Genomic DNA, 22,216 nt, shown 5'->3' with positions numbered 1-22,216 from the left:
CCATGACCATCCGAACAATCCTCGTCGACGACGAAAAACTGGCCATTCAGGGCCTGCAATTGCGGCTTGAGCCGTTCGAGGATGTCGAGATTATCGACACCTGCTCGAACGGGCGCGAAGCGATTCGCAAGATCAAGACCGAAAAGCCCGACCTGGTATTCCTCGACATCCAGATGCCCGGCTTCGACGGATTCTCCGTCGTCAAAGGTGTGATGGAGATCGAGCCGCCTTTGATCGTATTCGTGACCGCATTCCAGGAACATGCGATCCGGGCCTTCGAGGCCAATGCGGTCAATTACCTGATGAAACCGGTGGATGAGGACAAACTGGCCGACACCATCGAGCGGGTGCGCCAGCGATTGGCCGAGAAACGCAGTTCCGAAGAGGCCGACAAGCTGAAAAATGTTCTGGCCGAAGTCGCACCGGCAGCTGCGGAAGAATTCCAGGAAACCGAAGGCGAGGCAACCGAACGCTTCGAGAAGCTGATCAACGTGAAGGACCGCGGCCAGATATTCCGGGTCGAGGTCGATTCTATCGAGCATATCGAAGCCGCCGGCGACTACATGTGCATTTATACCGGCGACAATTCGCTTATCCTGCGCGAAACGATGAAGGACCTGGAGCGCCGCCTGGATCCGCGCCATTTCCAGCGCGTCCATCGCTCGACCATCGTCAATCTGAACCAGGTCCGCCAGGTAAAGCCGCATACCAATGGCGAGTGCTTCCTTGTGCTGGATTCGGGTGCCGAAGTGAAAGTCAGTCGCAGCTATCGCGATGTGGTCGCGCGGTTCGTCCACTGATGCAGACGGGCCTGGACTGCTCTAAAGCTCGCGCATAATTCTACCGGAAAAGCTTCGGCCCTTGGGCAGTCGCCACCCTTGCGGACGCCGCCTGTCAGTCTATTGAGTGCCTATGGCACTCACGCTTTCAGGCTTCGATATCGATACATTTGTGCGCGAAACCCTCGCGGAAGATCTGGGTCATGGCCTTCCCGGTGGCGGCCGCGATGTCACTGCCGAGAGCGTTATTCCGGCTGACGCGAAGTTTACCGGTGTCATGGATAGCCGCGATCCGATTACGGTTGCCGGATTGCCAGTGGCAGCTGAGTTCTTCCGCGCACTCGATCCCGATATGCAAATCGACCTGCTGGTGACGGAAGGCGCGCAAGTTGCTCCGGGTACCGACCTGATGCGCCTGTCCGGCAATGCCCGCGCCATGCTGACGGCAGAGCGCAGCGCGCTCAATACTGTCCAACACCTGTCCGGCATCGCCAGCATGGTACGCGAATATGTCGACGCGATGGACAATCCCGATTGCACTTTGCTCGATACCCGCAAGACTATTCCCGGCCTGCGTCACCTGGAAAAGTACGCCGTTCGCATGGGCGGGGCGAGCAATCACCGGATGGGATTGTGGGACGCCGCCATGATCAAGGACAACCACGTTCTGGTCGCCGGGTCTGTCGGAGCGGCTGTCAGCCGTGCCGTCGAAGCCGGCGTGCAAGACATCATTTGCGAAGTCGACCGGACCGACCAGATCGAGCCTGCGCTGCAAGCCGGTGCAACCCGGCTGCTGCTGGACAATATGGAGCCTGAAACCTTGCGAGAGGCCGTAGCACTGGTCGCAGGTCGCGTGCCTACCGAAGCCAGCGGCGGCATCAACCTGGATACAATCAAGGCCAAGGCAGCCACAGGGGTCGACTATGTCTCTGTCGGCCGTCTGACCCAAAGCGCCCCCGCTGCGGACATCGGCCTGGACTTCACGCCGCTTTGATTCGCCGATTGATCTTCGGCTTGGCTGCATTGGCGCTGCCAGCATCGGCGCTTGCCCAATCCTATCAGTGCAGAGTGCCGCAAAACCTGCTGGTGCCAGAGCAGCGCGCTGATAGCCCGACCCGGCAATTGCCGGTCACCGGCTATACGCTGGCACTGAGCTGGTCGCCCGAGTTCTGCCGCAACCGCCAGTCTTCGCGACGCGATGCAACCCAATGCTCGGGCCGGACGGGCCGCTTCGGCCTTATCGTGCATGGCCTGTGGCCGGATGGCCGTTCGACCTGGCCACAATATTGCCGCACGGCACAGCGCGTGACCGTTCCCGAAGCGAAACGCAATTTGTGCATGATGCCCTCCCCAAGCCTGATGGCGCGTCAATGGACCAAGCACGGCAGCTGCATGAGCCGAAAGCCGGAGACCTACTTCAAAGTGACGCGTATCCTTTACGACAGCCTGCGTTTCCCAGACTATGATCGGATTTCTCGCCAGGACAATCTCACCGCTGGTGATATTCGACGCGCTTTCGCCAGCGCTAATGGCAAGCACTGGCGGCCTGAACATGTCGGCATAAAGCTCAACCAGCGCGGCTGGCTGCAAGAGCTGCGGCTTTGCTATGGCAAGGATTTCATGCCGACCCGCTGCAAGCCAAGACAGATGGGCGCGAGAGATAATGCACTTGCCAAGATCTGGCGAGGTCTCTGAACGCCGTAATTGATCGATATCAAGGCGCGCTGTTTGCCGAGCCGATAGGCTTCGAGCATGATCAAAATCGAAAAAATCTCTGACAAGGCCTACCACATTGTGGTGTCCGACCAGTTTAACCAGGCCGATGCCGAACGTCTCGTCGAATTCGCCAGCGAAAGCACAGAGGCTTCTGCCGGTAGCCATCTGCTTATCGATGTCACGGCGATATCCGACTTCACGTGGCCCGCCCTAGGAGTCGAATTCAAACACATGCCGACCCTGATGAAGTTCATCTATCGGTTGGACCGGATTGCTGTCGTCTCGGACGAGGCGTGGGTGCGGACAGGGGCGCGATTCGAAAGCGCACTTCTCCCTGGCGTCGTATATGAAGTCTATGACGAGGACGAAGCCGGCGCCGCCCGCGCGTGGGTGCTGGAAGAGAGTGAAGGCCCCCATGCCGGTGCCGTCAAGGAACTCGATCTTGGCAAGTCCGAGATCGCAGCCTTCGAGCTGTCGGGCAGACTGGATCGCGAGGAATCGGAACGCGGAATCGCCATGGTGAGAGCTCGTCTTGAGAATCCGGACTGCAACCGTCTCCTGCTCATCATCCGCAATTGGCACGGATTCGATGTCGACCGCCTGTTCAGTAAGGATGTGCTGGCCGGCAAGCTTGATATCGCGCGCAAGCTGGAACGGTACGCCATCGTCGGTGGCCCGCGCTGGGTGCGAAATTACGCTGAGTTCACCAGGCATTTTGTAAATGCCGAGATAAAAGCATTCGAACCTGATGAGAAGCGCGAAGCGATAGCGTGGCTTGAAGAAAAAGAATCAGCGGCGCTCTTGAAAGAATCCGCGTAGCATATTCGCCGCTTCGCCTTCCCCCATCCCCGTATACACCTCGGGCGCATGCAGGCATTGCTTGTGCTCGAAAACCTTCGCCCCATGCTCTACCGCGCCGCCTTTCGGGTCACTGGCGGCGTAATAGAGCCGCGCGATCCGCGCGTGGCTGATGGCACCAGCGCACATCGCGCAGGGCTCCAAGGTGACCCATAGATCACAATCTTCGAGCCGCTCCTGCCCCAGCACCCTCGCCGCAGCGCGAATCACGGCGATTTCGGCGTGAGCGGTCGGGTCATGGTTGGTCCGGGGTGAATTATGCGCAGCGGCGATCACCTCGTCCCCCTTGACCACGACAGCCCCGATCGGCACTTCGCCAGCCTCGGCCGCGGCGCGCGCTTCCTCCAGCGCACGGCGCATCGGGTCGGGAAGAGGCCATTTGGTCATCGCTCCGGCGCTACCTTCGCAGAGCGCGAATGGCCAGACTCGTGTTGACGATTCGGCCCATCACCGTTATGCGCGCGCCTTTCCCGGCATTAGACCGATTTTACGAGAAGAGACGAACCATGTCGCGCATCTGCGAACTGACCGGCAAAGGTCGCCAGGTCGGCCACAACGTGAGCCACGCCAATAACAAGACCAAGCGTGTGTTCTTGCCGAACCTTCAGAATGTCACCCTGCTGAGCGAGAAGCTCGATCGCAGCTTCAAGTTCCGTGTCTCGACCAACGGCCTGCGTTCGGTCGAGCATAATGGTGGCCTCGACAACTGGCTGCTCAAGACCAAGGACGACAAGCTCTCTGCCAACGCCCTCAAGGTGAAGCGTGAGCTGAAGAAAGTCGTCGCTGCAGAAACTGCTGCGGCCTGACCGACCGGCCCTTTGGCCATATAATGATTGCAAAGGCGCGCGGGGCAACCTGCGCGCCTTTTGCTGTGCGCCGGCTCAGGGCGCGCGGCCATCCCACTGGAACCGCGCCAACAAGGTGCGTTGATATCGCACACCGTTATCGTCCGAGATGATCGCGAGCGTGACCGGGAATCGATCTGTCGGCACAATCGCCAGGCCTTCGTAATTGTCGGTGGGAAATGGCGCGGCAAACTCTGCAAGCAACGTCCCCGTCCACATTCCATCCGCCGTGATTTGGCGCGGGTCTGCCACCATCAGCCCGGACTCAAAACGGGGCGGCAGACCAATGACCAGCTTGCGCAGCAGAATCAGCACCCGGCCATCAGGCAAGACGGCCATATCGGTCGGCCGATAACCCTCTGGCGTCTTTAGCGTGAAGGCGAGCGGATCATCGCTTTCAACCGGATCGCCGGGCCAAAGCAGCGCCGGGAAATCTTCGCCCATCCAGCCCTGTGTGCCTTCCCCGACCACGATGAACCGTCCATCGACAAGGCGGGTCATGGCCTCTGGGCCGCTATTGCCGCGCCACTCTGCCATTGCAGCAGGCCTCACAGCCAGTGGATCGGCCAGTCCGCGGTCACGACGCTCGATCAGGTTGAGCCCCTCATATGCTGCCCAGATCCGGCCGCTGGCCTCGTCCCGCGTCAGCGCCTCGATATCAACGGCAAACTTGTCCTGCGGCCCTCTTTCCGCGCCATAGCGCCCCTGCGTCACAATCGAGACGCCAGCCTGTGTCAGCGCAAATCGCAGCATGTTGCCGGTGTCGCTCGCCGCCAGAAACTCGGCGCCACCAAGTGACACCAGGCCCGAATAGCTGCCGAACAGGTCGTTCTCGCTTACCAGTTGCCATATACCCGTCATATCCAGTGCGCCGACGCGCCGGTCGTCAACCGGCAACCGGGTGATCTCGATGCCCGCATCAAGATTGGGGGCGGGCAGCTGGGTCCGGATCCAGGTGCCGGGCGCAAGAAGCAAACATACAAACGCCAGCAGGATCAGCCTGCGGATCATGGCAGAGTTCCGCCGCTCAGTTCATCGGGCCAGTGAACAACAACGGATCGAGCCGGGTATCGCGCCACTTGATGCTCCAATGAAGATGCGGGCCAGTGGCACGGCCCGAAGAGCCGATATTGCCGATATACTGCCCGCGCCGCACGGTTTCTCCCACTCCAACTGCGATCTTGGACATATGCAGGAAGGCACTGTTGAGGCCCTGGCCGTGATCAATGATCAACAGGTATCCCTCAAGCGAGAACGGGCGCGGAGTGGCCAGCGTAACGACCCCGTCAGCAGGCGCAACAAACGGCGTGCCGCTTGCCCCGGTCGCGATATCGATGCCGGAATGATAGCTGCCTGGCTCCCCGCGATATATGCGCTGGGAGCCAAACCGGCCCGAAATCCGACCCTTAACAGGCCATACGAAATCCTGGCGCCAACCGTCACTGTCCGCATTGACACTGCGTGCGGCATTGATCTGGTCAAGCTCGGGCTTTCGCCGCTTCCAGAATGCCGCGCTCGGCCCACCGCTACGGCGTGCAACATTGACCCTTTCGATATTCCACGACCGTGGGGAGATCGCCAGATCCGCTGTCACCGTGCTGCCATCGCGCAGGTCGGCAATCAGCTGGGTCGAACGGCCTGCGTCGCGGTCAAAAGCGGCAAAGAACCGTCCTTCGCTATCAAGCTCGAGCGCGCGGCCGCCCAACCTGGCGCGGAATGCACCGGCAGGGGCCTGGCCGCGAATCCAGCCGCCTTGCTCCAATTCACCCTCGACCTCGAAATTCGACGGCCCTGTTGGTTCGGGAACACTTTGCGCAAGAATGGTGGTCGACCCCGCCGGAACCGAGGCTTCGGTTGGCGCTGCAGCCGGCTGGGCAGTTTCAGCCGCGATGGCGCCACTGCTTTCCAGCGCAACCGGATTGCAACTGGCAGCGAGAGCCATCACGGCGCCTCCGATTGCCCAGCGATCCCAAGGCAAGGCCATCATGCTTCTCCGGTCAATCGTCGGGTTGCGTGCTCTGCGCTGGCGTAGGGCTCCTGCAATTCCGCACTCCAATAGCGCAAATCCTCGAGCAGGATTGGCTCGCCGCTAACCGCGCAATGGACAAATCGCCCGGCGCGCAGCACGCGAAAATCATTGGGGCCATATTGCAACTTGGCCGGCTCATCTCGGGAAGACATTAGCATGGCCAAGCCCTTAGCAGGCACGCCCTAGCCAAACAAATCTTCTTGCGTCGAAGCAGGTGGCGTTTTGGCTGCTTTCTTTGCCCGCTTGGGAGCAGTTGGTGCCGATGCGCCAGGAACCACATCCAGCGCACCGTCAGCAAACTCGACCGAGAGCTGCGCGGACTTGGCAGCAACCTTGCGCGAACCGACCAGATTGCCTGCTGCATCATGCACCAGCGCATAGCCGCGTGTGAGGGGCGCTTTGGGGTCGAGCGAGGAATGCACGCGGGCAAGACCGGCGAGCCGTTCGCTCGCCTGCATCAGCCGATCTGTGACCATGCGCGGGCCAAGACGCTGGCTATCGAGGCCGATTTGCGCCTTCTCCAACCGCAGGCGCAGGCTGGCAGGAGACAGTCGCGCAGAATCGCGCTGCATCGCCTCTCGCGCATGGCCCACACGATCCCGCAAGCCGCGCCGCAACTTGTCGGTCAACTCATCCAGCCTCTGCGCCTGTGGCTGCAACAGCGCCTCGATCCGCGGCAGGCGCTGGATCCGGGCCTCCAGCCGCTCTCGACCAAGCGCCATTGGCCGGAGCACGCCGCGCTGTTGGCGCGAAGCAAAATCATTGAGTGTCGCCGCCAGCTCCCCGCGCACCGGTACAGCCATTTCCGCAGCAGCCGTGGGTGTCGGCGCACGGCGATCGGCAGCATAATCTGCCAGCGTCGTATCGGTTTCATGCCCGACTGCGCTGATGACCGGAATCGGGCTTTCCGCAATCGCGCGCACCACACTTTCCTCGTTGAAGCTCCAGAGATCCTCAATCGAGCCACCTCCTCGGGCGACGATCAACAGGTCTGGCCGCGGAGCTGCGCCACCGGGACCGATAGCGCCGAAGCCGCGAATGGCCGCCGATACCTGCTCCGCTGCCCCCTTGCCCTGCACCAGCACCGGCCACACCAGCACGTGGCTGGGGAAGCGGTCTGCCAGCCGGTGCAGGATATCGCGGATTACCGCGCCGGTTGGCGATGTGACCACCCCGATCGTGCGTGGCAGGAAGGGCAAAGGCCGTTTGCGCTCGCGGGCAAACAGCCCCTCGGCCTCCAGCCGCAGGCGAGTCTTCTCAAGCAGCGCAAGCAGCGCTCCCTCACCTGCAAGCTCCACGCTTTCCATCACGATCTGGTATTTCGAGCGCCCGGGATATGTCGTCAGCTTGCCGGTGGCGACCACTTCCAGGCCATCTTCGGGCACGAAAGCGAGGCGGCGGGTATTGCCCTTCCACATCACTCCATCGATCACGGCCTTTTCGTCTTTGAGTGAGCAATAGAGATGGCCCGATGCCGCCCGTTTCACCCCGGATAGCTCCCCGCGCAACCGGACATAGCCAAACCGGTCCTCCACCGTGCGCTTCAGCATTTGGGACAAGGCGCTGACAGAGAGCGGCTCGGCGTTGTCGCCTGCCTTCTCGCGCGCTACCAGCCCGCTAGTGCTGTCATCGCTATGGGGGTCTGCCATGAATATCCTTCTGATCGGTTCGGGTGGGCGTGAACATGCCTTGGCCTGGAAACTCGCGCAATCCCGGCTGCTGGCGGGAGATGGGGATCAATTCTATGCCGCGCCGGGCAATCCGGGCATTGCGGAACATGCCGAATGCGTCGCGCTGGATGCTGGGGATCATGCAGCGGTGCTGGAATTCTGCTCTGCCAAAGCCATCGGGCTGGTAGCGGTCGGCCCGGAAGCACCGCTGGTGAATGGATTGGGCGATGCGCTACGCAATGCCGGCATCCCCGTCTTCGGGCCCAACCAGGGCCCTGCCCAACTGGAAGGGAGCAAAGGCTTCACGAAAGATCTGTGCGAACGCGCAGGCATTCCGACAGCAGGCTATGTGCGCACAACCTCGCTGGACGAGGCGATAACCGCACTGGATCGATTCTCACCACCCTATGTGCTCAAGGCGGACGGATTGGCCGCAGGCAAGGGCGTGGTCCTGCCTGAAACCCGCGAAGAAGCCGAAGCGGCGCTGGAAGACATGTTCGGCGGGCGTTTTGGCGCGGCAGGAGCCGAAGTGGTGATCGAGGAATTCATGGTTGGCGAGGAAGCAAGCTTTTTCGCGCTGACCGATGGCACCGCTATCCTGCCGCTCGGCAGTGCGCAGGATCACAAGCGTGTGGGCGAAGGCGATACCGGCCCCAACACTGGCGGCATGGGGGCCTATAGCCCCGCCCCGGTGCTGACCGCCGCATTGCAACAAGATGTGATGGACCGCATCATCACGCCGACAGTCGATGCCCTGCGTGCGGAGGGCACACCCTATTCCGGGGTGCTATTTGCAGGGCTCATGCTGACTGATAAAGGTCCCAAACTGATCGAATACAACGCGCGTTTTGGCGATCCGGAATGTCAGGTGCTGATGATGCGGCTGGAGGAGGATCTGGGCGAATTGATGCTGGCCTGCGCCGAGGGCAAGCTGAGCGAGTACTCGGCTGCAAATCTGTCATCCGAAACAGCTCTGACGGTCGTAATGGCTGCCAATGGCTATCCCGGGACACCCGAGAAAGGCGGCGCAATCCAGCTCGGCTCTGCCGAAACCTCCAGCGCAAAGGTCTTCCATGCCGGAACCAAGATCGAAGGCGAGCAATTGCGCGCCAATGGCGGCAGAGTGCTCAATGTCACCGCGATGGGTGCGAATGTGACGCAGGCACAAACTGCCGCCTATGCAGCGGTCGACGCTATCACTTTTCCGACCGGTTTCTGTCGCCGTGATATCGGCTGGCGAGAAGTGGAGCGTGAAAGCCCAGCCTAGCCCAGCTTTTCAGCCATCAAGGCCTTCATATCGACCTCCGGACGAGGCCCGTAATGGCTGATCACTTCGGCCGCAGCAATGGCACCGCGCTCTAGGCAGCGCTTCAGGCCTTCGCCGCGCGCATGGCCTGCCAGGAAGCCAGCGGCAAACTGGTCGCCAGCACCGGTCGTATCGACGACCTTGGCAATCGGCTCGGCCGCAACTTCGGCACGAGTGCCATTGGCCACCGCAATCGCACCTTTCTCGCTGCGGGTTGCAACCAGGACGGGCACTTTGGCAGCGACCATTTCGACGCCCTTATCGAAGTCGTCCTCACCGGTCAGCGTTGCCAGTTCATGCTCGTTGACGAACAGGATATCGATCACGCCATCCTCCATCATCGCGCGGAAATCATCGCCATGGCGGTCGATCACAAAGCTCTCGCTGGCGGTGAAGGCGATTTTGCGGCCGGCGGCCCGGGCAACTTCGATCGCGCGGCGCATGGCACGGCGCGGCTCTTCCGGGTCCCACAGATAGCCTTCGAGATAGAGGATCGCGCCACTGGCAATCAGCTCTTCATCGAGCGCCGCGGCGGGCAAGAACTGGCCTGCGCCCAGGAACGTGTTCATGGTCCGCTCGCCATCTGGCGTCACAAATATCAGGACGCGCCCGGTGGCGGGTTCGCCTGCGCGCGCAGGAGTATCGAAATCGATTCCTGTGGCGCGCATATCGTGGCGAAAGACTTTGCCCAGCTGGTCATCCGCCACCTGCCCTATAAAGGCGCATTGCAGGCCCAAAGTTGAAAGGCCTGCGAGCGTGTTGGCCGCAGACCCACCAGACAATTCGCGTGCCGGTGGCATCGCGCCATACAATTCATCGGCCCGCGCTTCATCGACCAGGGTCATGCCGCCGCGATTGAGATCGAGCTCTTCAATTAGCTCCTCTTCGCACGAGGCAATCACGTCGACCACAGCATTGCCGATGGCGATCACATCATAGCGCGGGTCTTGGGAAGCTTGGGTCATAGGGTCTCGGTTCCGTATCTTGATTTGCGCCCGCGACTAGCCGCTTGCCATGCACAGGCCAAGCCTTGTCTTGGGGCGTTGCCTTGCGGGGCGATTGACTTGGCACCTCGAGCGACTCACAAGCGGCACCGATGAAGATGCTGACCACTTCGTTTGCCCGCGCAATCGGCCAATTGGGCGATCCTGCAATCCTGCGGGTGCTGGCCAAATCGATTTTGGCGACCCTGGTCATCTTCGCCGCGCTCTTTGCATTGCTCTGGATCGCGCTTGACTCCGTCATTGAAGGCTGGATCGCGTCCTATGCCGACAACGACTATAGCGACACGATTGCAACTGCCCTCGCGGTGATCATCGGCGTCATAGCAGGATGGTTATTGTTCCGCATCGTTGCTCTGGCCGTCATCCAGTTTTTCGCAGACGAGATCGTATTGGCTGTGGAGCGCAAGCACTATCCGGATGCGGCACTGACGGCCCGCGATTTGCCGTTTTCGGAAAGCCTGCGCGACAGCCTGCGCGGGGTCGGCAGGGCACTGCTGGTCAATCTTGCCGTCATGCCGATCGCCGCAATCTTGCTGGTAACCGGGATCGGAACCTTCCTGCTGTTCTGGTTCGTCAATGCATGGCTGTTGGGCCGGGAATTGCAGGACCTGGCCTGGGCCCGCCATCGCGAGCCCGGGCAGGCCCCCAAGGGCCAGACCATGCCGGTTCCAGGCCCCATCCGATTCCTGCTGGGCGGAGCGGTCGCCGGATTGCTCGCTGTGCCCTTTATCAATCTGCTGGCGCCTGTTGTGGGCGCGGCTACTGCAACCCATCTTGTCCATTCCCGAGCCTCGCGGAGTTCCGATGCTGCGTAAACTTCCCCTAATCCTGATCCCTGCGCTTGCTGCCTGTGCAGCGCCCAGTACCCCCGTGGCCAGTACCGGCACCGTCAGCGCACCGCCGCCGCGCACGGGCAGTGTTCGTGTCCCGCCAACCCAGCCAACCGCGCCCCCGCGCAGCAGCTCGAATGGCTTCCTGGCACCGCAAGTGATGAGTATTCGCGGGCTGGAAGGGGTGATTGGCCAGAATGCCCAGCAATTGCAGCGTCAGTTCGGTACAGCGCGGCTCGACGTGTTCGAGGGGGACGCGCGCAAACTGCAGTTTACCGGCGAGGCCTGTGTGCTGGACATCTATCTCTACCCTCTAAGGGCGGGTGCGGAACCGACGGCGACATATCTTGATGCGCGGCGCGCAAGCGATGCGCTGGATGTCGACCGCGTCTCGTGCGTGCGGGCCTTGCGCAAGCGTTAAGGACGCCACAGGTAACCTCGATTTAAGGATAGTCTGTCAGGGCTGGACCCTCATGATTTGGGGGTTTTTACGCCATGAGTGTCCAGTTTGCCGATCTCGCCCGCGCTGTTGCCGAGGATGGCCGCATCGCGCCAGATGAAATCCTGTCCTTGCGCCGCCTGGGCTGGGGTGACGGGATCATGACCCGCGAGGAAGCAGAGGCAATCTTTGCCATTAACCGGCAAATCACGCTCCCGGGCAATGACTGGGTCGATTTCTTTGTCGAAGCGATCGGTGAATTCGTGCTCAACGGCACAGACCCCAAGGGGATGTGCGACGAAAGGGAAGCCGACTGGTTGATCCGGGCCTTCGATCATGATGGCAAACTGGAGACCATGGCCGAGCTGGAAACCCTCGTGCGGATCATCGAGCGCGCGCGCAATGTGCCGGACGCGCTGAAACACTATACGCTGGAGCAAATCGAACAGGCCGTTCTGTACGGCGAAGGCCCGACGCGCTGTGGCGGCGATCTCTCGGCCACCCATCTCAGTGCCGCAGAATGCGCCCTGCTGCGCCGTGTGATTTTTGCCAGCGGCGGCCACGGCCCTGCCGCAGTCAGTCGCTTCGATGCGGAGATGCTGTTCCGGATCAAGGATGCAACGCTCGACGCAACAAACGCGCCGGAATGGCAAGACTTGTTCGTGGACGGCACCGCGAACTATCTGCGCGGCTTCAGTGCTGCCAACGCCCAGCTATCCCATAATCGCACGAAGGAGCTGGAAGGCTTCATCGCCGACAATTCGGTCAATGTCGGCCGGTTCTTTGGCCGGATGGCCAAGGAAGCGCCGAAGGTGGCCAATCATTTCGGAAAAGTGTTCGGCCAAAAGCGTGCGGGCACCGACCCTACCTTGAGGGCGATCGAAGGTGAGATCGTCACCGAGAACGAGCAGAATTGGCTCGACAGCATGATCGAGGCCGATGGCAAGCTCGATCCGCTGGAAAAGGCCTTGATCGCCAGAGTGGAAGAGGATCTGAACTAACGTTCAGACCATAAAGCTCTCGCCGCAGCCACACGCGCCCTTGGCGTTAGGGTTTTCGAACACGAAACCGGCGGTAAAGTCGTCCTCGACCCAGTCCATCACACTGCCGACCAGGTAGAGAACACTAGCGCCGTCGATGTAGAAGACGCCGCCGGGGGTTTCGATCTTCTCGTCGAATTTCACCTCTTCAGTGACGTAATCGACGGAATAGGCGAGGCCCGAGCATCCTCGGCGCGGGGTCGAGAGCTTGACGCCAATTGCATCAGAGGGCGCATCCACCATCAGATCGGCGACGCGTTTTTCTGCCGCAAGCGTAAGCTTGACTGCAGCGGGAAGCGTGCGGGTCTTGGTATCAGCCATCAGAGCATCCCCAATTCGAGCCGCGCCTCGTCGGTCATTTTCTCTGGGCCCCAGGGCGGGTCCCAGACCAGGTTAACCTCGGCATCGCGCACACCAGGCACGCTGGCGGCGCGCAATTCAACTTCACCCGGCATGGTTTCCGCCACCGGGCAGTGCGGCGTGGTGAGCGTCATAGTCACAATCGCATCTGCTTCATCCGAAATCTCGACCCCGTAAATAAGCCCGAGATCGTAGATGTTCACCGGGATTTCCGGATCATAGATCTCTTTCAAGGCCGATACGACTGCCTCATAGAGATCGCCGCCCGGCTCACCGGACTTCAAGCCTTCGGGCTTCTTCTGCAGGAAACCCTCCAGGTAGTCGCGCTTGCGCCCGAGCTTCTCGCCTATCGATTCCGGCGGGCTATCGTCCACCGCATCCTCGACCCGCGCGCGCGGAGGCTTGGGCGGCGCTTCGCTCAGCACATCCTCGTTGGGTGCCGGGGCCGCCACGAATTCCTTGTCCTGTCCTTCGCTCATCCAAATATCCTCTGGGTTCGCTCGATACCGCGCATCAGCGCCTCGATATCGTCTTCATCGCTATACAATCCGAAGCTGGCGCGGGCCGTGGCCGGCACGCCAAGGTGATCCATCAGCGGCTGCGCACAATGGTGGCCTGCGCGGATCGCAACGTTCTCTTCATCCAATATGGTGCCGAGATCATGCGGATGAACCCCTTCCATCACAAATGAGACGATGCCGGCGCTTCTCTCTGGGCCAAGGACGCGGATCGAATTGATCTTGGAGAGCGCCTCCCGTGCCTGTCTGGCAAGACCGGATTCATGCGCGAACAGGCTTTCCATCCCGCCCGAACCGGCTGCCGAAAGAGTGTAGTCGATCGCGGCATGCAACGCGATCGCCTCGGTAATCATCGGCGTGCCTGCCTCGAACCGCTGCGGTGGCGGGGCGTAGGTCGTCTTTTCGAAAGTGACCCGGTCGATCATCGATCCACCACCTTGGTAGGGGGGCATCGCATCGAACAATTCTTCGCGCGCCCACAGCACGCCGATCCCGGTTGGACCGTAAAGCTTGTGGCCTGAGAATACGAAGAAGTCGCAATCGAGTTCGGCCATGTTAAGCCGCATTCGCGGAGCGGATTGGCAACCATCGAGCAACAATTTCGCGCCCACCGCATGTGCAGCTTTAGCCGCCCGCTTCGCGCCCAGAACGGACCCGAGCACGTTCGAAACATGGGCCAGCGCGACAAGCTTATGTTCCCTCGTCAGGTTTGCTTCGAGCCAGTCGAGATCGACCAGGCCCTCCTCGGTGATCGGGCACACATCGATTGCAGCGCCGACACGTTCAGCCAGCATCTGCCACGGCACGATGTTGGAATGGTGCTCCAGCTGGCTGAGCATGATGCGGTCACCCGCTTTCAGATTGGCGCCACCCCAGCTTTCAGCAACCACATTGATGCCCTCAGTCGCACCGCGCACAAAGACGATTTCATTCTCGCTCTTGGCGCCGATGAACTCCGCAGTTCGGCGGCGCGCAGCTTCATAAGCGAGGGTCATATTCGCGGACCGCGCATAAACGCCGCGATGCACGGTCGCGTAATCGCGGCCCAAGGCATGGCTCATGGCATCGATCACCGCCTGCGGCTTCTGGGCCGTCGCGGCGGTATCGAGATAGTGCCACGGGTTGCCGTCGGGCGTTATCAGCCCGGGGAAATCGGCCCTGCGAGTAATGGTAGGGGCGGAACTCATAGAGTGTTTCCCAACGCATCCAGGGCAGCATCCAGCAGCCGCTCTTGCTCGGCTTCATCCTCAATTGCCACAAACGCATCGGCGAGGAACGCGCGCACAAGCAGCTTCTTGGCGGTCTGGGGCGGAATGCCGCGCGCCGCCATGTAGTATCGCGCCATTTCGTCGAGCTGGCCGACGGTCGCGCCATGCGCGCATTTCACATCATCGGCGAAAATTTCCAGCTGCGGCACTGCATTGGCGCTGGCGCCCTTGTTGAGAAGCAGCCCCTTGAAGTCCTGCGCCGCATCCGTCTTTTGCGCGTCGCGCACGACATCGATCTGACCGAGAAAATTGCCGCTGGCCTGATCCCAATGGACCGCCCGCACGACCTGGTTGGAGGTTCCTTCGGGTTCAGCATGCACGGCATGGGTGACAAATTCCCGGATGGCCTCGCCACCACCGATTGTAACGCCGCCAAATTCGAAATGGGCGCCTTTGGCCAGCCGCACTTCGACTTCGAACCGGCACGAAGCCGGGCCCACGATCGAAGCAAAGATTTCTGCGCGCGCGCCTTCGCCAAGGGACAGCCGGATTCGGTGCAATTCAGGAGAATCGCTGCCAACCACAATGCATTGCTTATGACTCTCGCCTGCAGCGAGGGATATCTCTTGCCAATCTGCCAGGGCATCTAGGCCGAGCTGGGTCACGGCATCGATATCGGCATAGCGCCACGCTTCGTCCCTGCGTGTCGGTAGAGTTCCGGCCTCAGTCACATCCGTTTCCTGTATTCGCGTTCAAACCGCTTCAGCAGGCGGCGCTTGCTCTTGGTCACGCAGCCATGGATGGCATCGTCGTTACGCGCGCCCTTGCGGACACACTTGGTCACGGCTTTGCATAGGCCGTTGTCGAGCGAGCGCACCCCGCTCGATTTGTCCAGGCTGCAATGCCACTTGCCTTCCGGGTCTTGCCCGACCGAGGCAGACACACCATCCAGCCGCTTGGCAATCACCACAATCTCGGGAATATCCGAGATCGGCGCGGCGACGGCTAGCGCGAGGATAGCTGCGAAACTCATGCTTCTTCCATCACAGCATCATAGCCTTCGCTCTCAAGCCGCAGGGCCAGTTCCGGCCCCCCGGTCTGGACAATGCGGCCAGCAGCAAGGATGCTCACCTTGTCAGGGCGCACCACGTCCAGCAGCCGCTGGTAGTGGGTGATCAACAGCACGCCTTTGGCCGGGTCACGCATGATGGCATTGATACCGTCGCCGACCACGCGCAGCGCATCGATGTCGAGCCCGCTATCAGTCTCGTCCAGCACAGCAAATTTGGGATCGAGAATGCCCATCTGAACCATCTCGGCGCGTTTCTTTTCTCCGCCAGAGAATCCGACATTTACCTGCCGCTTGAGCATTTCCATATCGAGCTTGAGCAGTGCTGCCTTTTCCTTGGCAAGCTTGAGGAAGTCCCCGCCCGAAAGTGGCTCTTCCCCACGCCCTTTGCGCTGCGCATTGAGTGCCTCACGCAGAAACTGGACATTGGACACCCCCGGAATCTCGACCGGGTACTGAAAGCCGAGGAACAGTCCCGCTGCGGCACGCTCATGCGGTTCCAGGTCCAGCAGGTCCTGCCCCATGAACTCGACCGATCCGCCCGTCACTTCGTATTCGGGCCTCCCGCCCAGGACATAAGACAGTGTGGATTTTCCGGCACCGTTCGGGCCCATAATGGCATGGACCTCGCCCGCCTTCACTTCGAGGGTCAGGCCGTTGAGGATCTGCTTGCCAGCTATTTCAGCGGTAAGGTTGTCGATTTTCAGCATGGTTGGGGTCTTTGGTTCCGATCAGGTTTCGGTGGGGCCGGAAAGGCTGTCGATGCGGCCAAGCCAGTAATCGGCGATTTGCGCGCGTTCGGTGCGGTTGCGACCGAGCATCAGGTCCTTGAGGATGCCGATGGTCTTGCCGCGCGCCTTTTCGCGCAGTGGTGCGCAGTCTTGCTTGGCCTCACGCGGATTCATCAAATTGCCGTCATCATCATACAAGGCAATGCCCTGCTCCGTCTGGCGGCAGGTCAGATACGGCATCAGCGCAGGCGAGATTTCCTGCGGGATCGAGATGTTCTCAAGCTTCTCCGGCGTCTGGACGGGTTCGTCCGCCGGGGCAGCTTGCAGGGCAATCGCAGCCAGGGTCATTGCAACACTATTCATCATCATTCTCCCTTCCCTTAATCTCAGTCATGGCGCCGTTGCGGGCGGTCCGGGCGGACACCGCCGGAGCGCGGAGCCGAACGGCGGCGCTCCTGTTTTTCACGGTACCGCGCATTCATCGCGGCAAAGATGGTTTTCATCGAACCCTCCATATCAGCGAGGATATCGGCCGCAGGAATCCGGACAATTTCGATCCCGACCGCAGCAAGGCTCTTGTCGCGGCGTTTCTCGAGCTCGGTTGCATCCGGCTCCTCGATATCGATCGCCAGGCCGAGCGGGTGCGAGGCAAAGTCCATAATGGCAGAGCCGATCACAACCTGCTTCTGGAACTTGAACTTGCCGAAGTCCTCCTGCGCAAAGCGCGCTGCGAGCGCCTTGTGCGCCTCGGATGGATGTCGCCGCAGTTCGCGGGCACGGTCGTGCAAAGCATCAAGCCGCTTCTCCGAAATCTTCCAGCCCCTGCCCTTCTTGTTGAGGGTTGGTGCGGTGCCTTCCTGCTCGGAAGCGTCACGAAGTTTCAGGGTTTTGCGGTCAGTCACCCCACACTCCCTTCAAGCGAGATTGCCAGCAGCTTCTGCGCCTCGACGGCGAACTCCATCGGCAGCTCTTTCAGAACCTCCTTGGCAAAGCCGTTAACGATCAGCGCCACAGCCTCTTCCTCGTCCAGTCCGCGTTGCTGGGCGTAGAACATCTGGTCGTCGCTGATCTTGCTGGTTGTCGCCTCATGCTCGATCTGCGCCCCGGGGTTCTTGACTTCGATGTAGGGCACCGTGTGTGCACCGCACTGGTCACCCAGCAGCAAGCTATCGCACTGAGTGAAATTGCGCACGCCATCGGCATTGGGGCCAACCCGCACCAGGCCGCGATAGGTGTTGTTCGATTTGCCCGCGCTGATGCCTTTGGAGATGATCGTTGAACGGCTGCCCTTGCCATTGTGGATCATCTTGGTGCCGGTATCTGCCTGTTGGTAGTTGTTGGTCACCGCGACCGAGTAGAACTCGCCCACGCTGTCCTCGCCATTGAGCACGCAGCTGGGATATTTCCACGTCACCGCGCTGCCGGTTTCGACTTGCGTCCAGCTGATCTTGCTGCGCGCACCTTGGCACAGTCCGCGTTTGGTGACGAAATTGTAGATCCCGCCCTTGCCTTCGGCATCGCCGGGATACCAGTTCTGCACGGTTGAATATTTGATCTCGGCATCGTCCATCGCGACCAGTTCGACCACGGCGGCATGCAGCTGGTTCTCGTCGCGCATCGGCGCGGTGCAGCCTTCAAGATAGCTGACATAGGAACCCTTTTCGGCCACGATTAGCGTGCGTTCGAACTGTCCGGTATTCTCAGCATTGATGCGGAAATAGGTGCTCAGCTCCATCGGGCAGCGCACGCCTTCGGGGATGTAGACGAAAGTGCCGTCGGAAAAGACCGCGCAGTTGAGTGTGGCAAAGTAATTGTCACGCATTGGCACGACCTTACCGAGCCACGCCTTCACAAGGTCGGGATACTCCTTGATAGCTTCGGAAATGGAGCGGAAAATCACACCCGCCTTTTCCAGTTCCTCGCGGAAAGTTGTCGCCACGCTGACACTGTCAAACACCGCATCGACGGCAACTTTGCGTGCACCCTTGACGCCGGCGAGTACCTCTTGCTCTCCGAGCGGAATGCCGAGCTTGTCGTACACTTCCTTGATCGCCGGATCGAGGTCATCGAGCGAGTCCAGCTCCGGCTTCTTGGTCGGTTCGGCGTAATAATACGCGTCTTGATAATCGATCTTGGGATAGCCGACCTTGGCCCAGTCAGGCTCCTCCATGGTCTGCCACAGGCGAAACGCCTTGAGCCGCCAATCAAGCATCCATTGCGGCTCGCCCTTCTTCTCGCTGATGAAGCGGATTGTATCTTCGTTCAGCCCCTTCGGCGCGAAGTCCTGTTCAATGTCAGAGGACCAGCCATGTTCGTACTCGGCTGCCTTGTCTGCAGCCTCGCGTGCATCACGATCCTGGATATCGATATCTTCGCTCATGCAAACTCTCTTGTGCCCGCAAGCTGTGTCAGCGGGATGCTGGCAAGCGCGCCGCGCATTGCCTGATTAATGACCGGCCAATGCGGTTTGACCGTGCAACTGTGATCGACCGCGCAATCGCCGCCTTCGACGCAGGCCGTAAGTGCGATCGGGCCCTCGACGGCCTCGACAATTTCGGCAACCGAAATCGCTGCTGCTGGACGCGCCAATTGCAGCCCGCCGCCAGCACCACGAACGGATCGCAGAAGGCCGGCGGCCGTCAGCTTGCTGACCACCTTCTGTACGGTGGGCGCAGGCAAACCGGTTTCGCGCGCCAGCTCCGCAGCCGAAACGCGTCCGCCCCCGCAATGGCGGGCAGCGGCGCTCATCGTGACGACGGCGTAGTCTGCTAGATTGGAAAGGCGCATATGCAAATGACTCTAATCGGACTAATTCGTTCCGATTTGCATCTATGCGCGCAAATGCATGGTTTCAATGCCAAACCACTTGTTGCGAGTCGTTAGCAGAAACTTCAGATCGAAGGGTCGAATTGGCTTTCGCCGGGCCCCTTGATGCGGAAATTCCGCAGATCGAGCAATTCATTGAGGATCGGGTTATCATCTCCGCCAAGGCGTGAAGGGGTCCGTCCGACAAACAGGCCAATCTCGCGAATCAAATGCGACTGGTCATAGAAATGCTCTTCGACCGCTGTAACACTGTCATCATCGACATCCGGGGCCGTCAGGATCGCGGCAGCCCTCACGGCACGATATTTGCGCTTCAGCGCGCGCGGAGTGAGGCCGAAGTAACGTTCCACCAAGCGCTGTGACTGCCGCGTCGAATAGGTCGTTTGCGCATACAGATCGTCAAGGCTCGGATCGAGCGATGTGCCCAGCCAGTCCACCACGGTCTGGATCAGCTGGATGTGGCGTGGGGCCACCATTTTCAGATTGCCCCGAATGAACTGCGCCAAGGCATCGATCATGGTGTCTTGATCGAATGCCGCAAAGCCGTAGTCATCTGTGATCTTCTGGCGAAATGCATTGCTTTCCTCACCCAGAATCGCCGCGGCATCGAACAGCATATTGCCATGTTCGTCTGCCGAAAGCTTGCTCAGGGCCGCCCAGCCCAGCGGCGTCAAAGCCGCACCAAGCGAATGGAAGCCGTTCACAAAATGAAACGGCAACGCCACGCTGGTGGGCGATTGCAGCGAAAAGGTCGGGATCGCTTCGCTCCGCCCGTCACGGAAGTGGGCCATGCCCGTTCCTTTGAGAACAAGCATCAGTTTACCCAGATCAGCGGGCTGGATATCCCGGATTTCATCATCATCGCAGCAAAAGTGGAACAGGGTCGTGACATAGGGGCGCAGATCCCCCGGGGGATCGAAATAGTCTATCGACACTATCGACGGGGGTACGAGCTGTCCCTCTTCCCCATGCAACAGCTTCAAAGCTGCCCCACCAGCCTCTGCCACCCTTTTCATTGCGCGATCTTCTGTTCTATTTTTGACCCATGACAGGTTGTGCACCTTTTTGCTGTTCGATCCAAGAAATTACGTTCTCTTCCATGATCGAAAGCGGAACCGGACCACTGGTCAGGATCGTATCGTGGAAGCCCCTGATATCAAACCGGTCTCCCAATTCAGTGCGTGCGCGGGACCTTAGCTCCATAATCTTGAGCTTGCCGATCATGTAGGCCGTGGCTTGTCCAGGGTAGACGATATAGCGCTCGATCGCCTTGCGAATGTCGCCATCGGGATTCGGTGTGTTGTCGGTCAGGTACTGGATCGCCTGTTCCCGGCTCCAGCGTTTGTGGTGCAGGCCCGTATCGACCACCAGCCTGCATGCGCGCCACAATTCCATGCCGAGTCGCCCGAAGTCGGAATAGGGATCGGTATAGAACCCCATATCCTTGCCCAGCTCCTCCGAATAGAGGCCCCAACCTTCGGAATAGGCTGTCACTCCGCCAAACCGACGGAAGGCCGGTACGTTGCCCAGTTGGGTCTGTATAGACAGCTGGAGGTGATGGCCCGGCAGACCTTCATGATAGGCCAGCGCCTCGAGCTCGTTCTTCGACATGTCGCGCAGATTGTAGAGGTTCACATAGTATGTGCCCGGCCGTGACCCGTCTGGAGCAGGGCGCTGGTAGAACGCCTTGCCGGCACTTTTCTCACGGAAGGCTTCGACCGGTTTGATCGTCAGTGGATCAGTCGGGAGGACGCCGAAGAACTCGGGCATTTTCTCGCCTAGCGCATCGATCTTGGCCTGGGCGTCGGCGATGTATTCCTCGCGGCTGGTATAGAAAAAACGATCATCATTGCGGGTGAACTGGAAGAAATCCTGTAGCGATCCCTCAAATCCGACCTTGGCCATAATCGCCCGCATCTCGCCATGGATACGCTCAACTTCGCGCAGGCCGATATTGTGGATCTCGTCGGCCGACAAATCCGTCGTCGTATAGTTGGCCAGTAGCGCCTTGTAATAGTCAGCCCCTTGCGGGAAACGCCACACTCCATCGTCGGTCGGCGCAATGGATTGCTGGCGCTTCATTTCCGCGAGGAGGCGTTGATAAGCGGGTTTGGCGGATCTGCTCCACGCCGCAAGCGAAGCATTGACCAATTCCATCTTGGCTTCGTCAGCAATGTCCAAGGCAGCGACTTTCGCTGCGAAGTCGTCCAGAATGGCATTGCTCTGGCCATCCTTGACCAGGTTTTCGACATCGGAGATCACATAAGGATAGACCCAGTCGGGCGGCATCACCCCTGCATCGGCCCGCTCCCGCGCTTCAGCGACGAGTGTGTCGACAACTTCGCCCATACCCTCGATCCGGCTGACATAGTCCGCCGCCTGGCTTTCGTTCGACACGCGGTGGATGTTGATCAGGAATGCAGGCAGCTGGCTTTGCGCACCATTCATCTGATTGAAAATATAGCCGTAATTGCGGAACGGGAACAGGGATGCCCGCCGTTCGGCCATGGCATTGAACAAGCGATAGGATAGTCCGTCTTGAGCGTTCAGGCTGGCCAGATCATAGCCGCCCTCCATCGCGCTGGCCGTGCTCATCAGCAAATCGAATTCACGTTTCTCTGCAGCATCCGAGAAGTCACCCCACCGCCCGTAGTCTGCATCACGAATGCCGCGGTATGACTTGGACATGGGCGAAAGCTCGAGCTGGGCCGCATCGTAGTCTTCGAAAAGCTGGCTAATGTCAGTGGCAGGGGCCGCCACCGCGGTGTCGGTCGCGGAACGCTGGGTCGAAGTGGCTGTGGCGGTTTCGCCATAGGCGCCACTGCATCCGGCAACAGCCAGTGTGGCAACGCTAGTGAAGAGGATCGGGAGGGTCTTCATAGTTCGACTCCATAGAAGCTGGCGCGCCCGCCAGGCACGGCAGGCCAACACGTTCTCAGGAGCCTTGTGAAAAAGAGGGCGGCTTCTTGCAAGTGAAGAAGCCGCCCT

General features: G+C 60.3%; 27 protein-coding genes. 9 read left to right on the top strand and 18 right to left on the bottom strand.

What is annotated here, in order from left to right; genetic code table 11:
• Positions 1 to 2 precede the first annotated feature (2 nt).
• From ABD653_RS09720 to ABD653_RS09705, 4 genes are all read left to right on the top strand, one after another.
• The gene (locus ABD653_RS09720) at positions 3 to 800 is read left to right on the top strand and encodes a LytR/AlgR family response regulator transcription factor (protein WP_160778493.1); all 798 of its coding nucleotides are present in this window, start codon (positions 3 to 5) and stop codon (positions 798 to 800) included.
• Positions 801 to 912: 112 nt separating this feature from the next.
• Positions 913 to 1,773: a carboxylating nicotinate-nucleotide diphosphorylase gene (nadC, locus tag ABD653_RS09715; RefSeq protein WP_160778492.1), complete on the top strand. Its 861-nt coding sequence runs from the start codon at positions 913 to 915 to the stop codon at positions 1,771 to 1,773.
• Positions 1,774 to 1,847: 74 nt separating this feature from the next.
• A complete protein-coding gene (locus ABD653_RS09710) occupies positions 1,848 to 2,474 on the top strand; it encodes a ribonuclease T2 family protein (protein WP_344705331.1) in 627 nt (208 codons plus the stop codon).
• A 57-nt stretch (positions 2,475 to 2,531) separates the two neighbouring features.
• Positions 2,532 to 3,314, top strand: coding sequence for a SpoIIAA family protein (locus ABD653_RS09705; protein WP_160778491.1), 783 nt, complete (start codon positions 2,532 to 2,534; stop codon positions 3,312 to 3,314).
• On the opposite strand, the gene ABD653_RS09700 is transcribed toward ABD653_RS09705, so the two are convergent.
• The gene (locus ABD653_RS09700) at positions 3,285 to 3,740 is read right to left on the bottom strand and encodes a nucleoside deaminase (RefSeq protein WP_160778490.1); all 456 of its coding nucleotides are present in this window, start codon (positions 3,738 to 3,740) and stop codon (positions 3,285 to 3,287) included. The genes ABD653_RS09705 and ABD653_RS09700 overlap by 30 nt on opposite strands.
• A gap of 119 nt (positions 3,741 to 3,859) precedes the next feature.
• Between ABD653_RS09700 and rpmB the strand changes: the two genes are divergently transcribed.
• Positions 3,860 to 4,159 (top strand): 50S ribosomal protein L28, encoded by a 300-nt coding sequence (rpmB, locus tag ABD653_RS09695; protein WP_160778489.1) that lies wholly within the window; start codon positions 3,860 to 3,862, stop codon positions 4,157 to 4,159.
• A gap of 75 nt (positions 4,160 to 4,234) precedes the next feature.
• Here the strand turns inward: rpmB and ABD653_RS09690 are convergent, their stop codons facing one another.
• Genes ABD653_RS09690 through xseA form a run of 4 tightly spaced genes read right to left on the bottom strand, consistent with a single transcriptional unit; the run spans position 4,235 to position 7,876 of the window.
• Entirely contained in the window at positions 4,235 to 5,209 is a 975-nt protein-coding gene (locus tag ABD653_RS09690; RefSeq protein ID WP_160778488.1) for an esterase-like activity of phytase family protein, read from the bottom strand.
• 16 nt (positions 5,210 to 5,225) lie between these two features.
• On the bottom strand, positions 5,226 to 6,185 hold the full coding sequence (locus ABD653_RS09685) for a M23 family metallopeptidase (protein WP_407672744.1): 960 nt from the start codon (positions 6,183 to 6,185) through the stop codon (positions 5,226 to 5,228).
• Complete coding sequence (locus tag ABD653_RS09680; protein ID WP_160778487.1) at positions 6,182 to 6,385, bottom strand: DUF2093 domain-containing protein; 204 nt, start codon at positions 6,383 to 6,385, stop codon at positions 6,182 to 6,184. Before ABD653_RS09680 ends, ABD653_RS09685 begins: the two co-directional genes overlap by 4 nt.
• A 24-nt stretch (positions 6,386 to 6,409) precedes the next feature.
• Positions 6,410 to 7,876 carry an exodeoxyribonuclease VII large subunit gene (xseA, locus tag ABD653_RS09675; RefSeq protein ID WP_160778486.1) on the bottom strand — a complete coding sequence of 489 codons (1,467 nt, stop codon included), beginning with the start codon at positions 7,874 to 7,876 and terminating at the stop codon, positions 6,410 to 6,412.
• Here xseA and purD point away from each other — a divergent pair.
• The gene (purD, locus tag ABD653_RS09670; RefSeq protein WP_160778485.1) at positions 7,875 to 9,164 is read left to right on the top strand and encodes a phosphoribosylamine--glycine ligase; all 1,290 of its coding nucleotides are present in this window, start codon (positions 7,875 to 7,877) and stop codon (positions 9,162 to 9,164) included. The genes xseA and purD overlap by 2 nt on opposite strands.
• On the opposite strand, the gene ABD653_RS09665 is transcribed toward purD, so the two are convergent.
• Entirely contained in the window at positions 9,161 to 10,168 is a 1,008-nt protein-coding gene (locus ABD653_RS09665) for an adenosine kinase (RefSeq protein WP_160778484.1), read from the bottom strand. The genes purD and ABD653_RS09665 overlap by 4 nt on opposite strands.
• Positions 10,169 to 10,299: 131 nt before the next feature.
• Between ABD653_RS09665 and ABD653_RS09660 the strand changes: the two genes are divergently transcribed.
• The 3 genes from ABD653_RS09660 (at position 10,300) to ABD653_RS09650 (ending at position 12,477) form a co-directional block, all read left to right on the top strand.
• Positions 10,300 to 11,022 carry an EI24 domain-containing protein gene (locus tag ABD653_RS09660; protein WP_199801084.1) on the top strand — a complete coding sequence of 241 codons (723 nt, stop codon included), beginning with the start codon at positions 10,300 to 10,302 and terminating at the stop codon, positions 11,020 to 11,022.
• Positions 11,012 to 11,458, top strand: a complete 447-nt coding sequence (locus ABD653_RS09655) for a hypothetical protein (protein ID WP_160778483.1) — start codon at positions 11,012 to 11,014, stop codon at positions 11,456 to 11,458. Before ABD653_RS09660 ends, ABD653_RS09655 begins: the two co-directional genes overlap by 11 nt.
• Before the next feature lie 74 nt (positions 11,459 to 11,532).
• A complete protein-coding gene (locus ABD653_RS09650; RefSeq protein WP_160778482.1) occupies positions 11,533 to 12,477 on the top strand; it encodes a hypothetical protein in 945 nt (314 codons plus the stop codon).
• A 3-nt stretch (positions 12,478 to 12,480) separates the two neighbouring features.
• On the opposite strand, the gene ABD653_RS09645 is transcribed toward ABD653_RS09650, so the two are convergent.
• The 12 genes from ABD653_RS09645 to ABD653_RS09590 form a co-directional block, all read right to left on the bottom strand.
• Complete coding sequence (locus ABD653_RS09645) at positions 12,481 to 12,837, bottom strand: HesB/IscA family protein (RefSeq protein WP_199801083.1); 357 nt, start codon at positions 12,835 to 12,837, stop codon at positions 12,481 to 12,483.
• Positions 12,837 to 13,355 carry an SUF system Fe-S cluster assembly protein gene (locus ABD653_RS09640; protein ID WP_160778481.1) on the bottom strand — a complete coding sequence of 173 codons (519 nt, stop codon included), beginning with the start codon at positions 13,353 to 13,355 and terminating at the stop codon, positions 12,837 to 12,839. Before ABD653_RS09640 ends, ABD653_RS09645 begins: the two co-directional genes overlap by 1 nt.
• Positions 13,352 to 14,581 carry a SufS family cysteine desulfurase gene (locus tag ABD653_RS09635; RefSeq protein ID WP_160778480.1) on the bottom strand — a complete coding sequence of 410 codons (1,230 nt, stop codon included), beginning with the start codon at positions 14,579 to 14,581 and terminating at the stop codon, positions 13,352 to 13,354. Before ABD653_RS09635 ends, ABD653_RS09640 begins: the two co-directional genes overlap by 4 nt.
• Positions 14,578 to 15,333, bottom strand: coding sequence for a SufD family Fe-S cluster assembly protein (locus ABD653_RS09630; protein WP_160778479.1), 756 nt, complete (start codon positions 15,331 to 15,333; stop codon positions 14,578 to 14,580). The genes ABD653_RS09635 and ABD653_RS09630 overlap by 4 nt, the downstream gene beginning before the upstream one ends.
• Positions 15,330 to 15,635, bottom strand: coding sequence for a hypothetical protein (locus ABD653_RS09625; RefSeq protein WP_160778478.1), 306 nt, complete (start codon positions 15,633 to 15,635; stop codon positions 15,330 to 15,332). The genes ABD653_RS09630 and ABD653_RS09625 overlap by 4 nt, the downstream gene beginning before the upstream one ends.
• Positions 15,632 to 16,381 (bottom strand): Fe-S cluster assembly ATPase SufC, encoded by a 750-nt coding sequence (gene sufC, locus ABD653_RS09620; RefSeq protein WP_160778477.1) that lies wholly within the window; start codon positions 16,379 to 16,381, stop codon positions 15,632 to 15,634. Before sufC ends, ABD653_RS09625 begins: the two co-directional genes overlap by 4 nt.
• Before the next feature lie 21 nt (positions 16,382 to 16,402).
• A complete protein-coding gene (locus tag ABD653_RS09615) occupies positions 16,403 to 16,771 on the bottom strand; it encodes a hypothetical protein (RefSeq protein WP_160778476.1) in 369 nt (122 codons plus the stop codon).
• A 17-nt stretch (positions 16,772 to 16,788) separates the two neighbouring features.
• Complete coding sequence (locus ABD653_RS09610) at positions 16,789 to 17,304, bottom strand: endonuclease domain-containing protein (RefSeq protein ID WP_160778475.1); 516 nt, start codon at positions 17,302 to 17,304, stop codon at positions 16,789 to 16,791.
• Positions 17,301 to 18,782, bottom strand: a complete 1,482-nt coding sequence (sufB, locus tag ABD653_RS09605; protein WP_160778474.1) for a Fe-S cluster assembly protein SufB — start codon at positions 18,780 to 18,782, stop codon at positions 17,301 to 17,303. The genes ABD653_RS09610 and sufB overlap by 4 nt, the downstream gene beginning before the upstream one ends.
• Complete coding sequence (locus ABD653_RS09600) at positions 18,779 to 19,189, bottom strand: SUF system Fe-S cluster assembly regulator (protein WP_160778473.1); 411 nt, start codon at positions 19,187 to 19,189, stop codon at positions 18,779 to 18,781. The genes sufB and ABD653_RS09600 overlap by 4 nt, the downstream gene beginning before the upstream one ends.
• A 104-nt stretch (positions 19,190 to 19,293) precedes the next feature.
• Complete coding sequence (locus ABD653_RS09595; RefSeq protein ID WP_160778472.1) at positions 19,294 to 20,244, bottom strand: helix-turn-helix domain-containing protein; 951 nt, start codon at positions 20,242 to 20,244, stop codon at positions 19,294 to 19,296.
• A 16-nt stretch (positions 20,245 to 20,260) separates the two neighbouring features.
• The gene (locus ABD653_RS09590) at positions 20,261 to 22,108 is read right to left on the bottom strand and encodes a DUF885 domain-containing protein (RefSeq protein WP_160778471.1); all 1,848 of its coding nucleotides are present in this window, start codon (positions 22,106 to 22,108) and stop codon (positions 20,261 to 20,263) included.
• Between the last annotated feature and the right edge of the window lie 108 nt (positions 22,109 to 22,216).

Source organism: Parerythrobacter jejuensis (genome assembly GCF_039536765.1).
Taxonomy (GTDB): Bacteria; Pseudomonadota; Alphaproteobacteria; order Sphingomonadales; family Sphingomonadaceae; genus Parerythrobacter; species Parerythrobacter jejuensis.
Note: the sequence above shows the minus strand (reverse complement) of the source record. Positions and strands in the feature narration are given on the sequence as shown.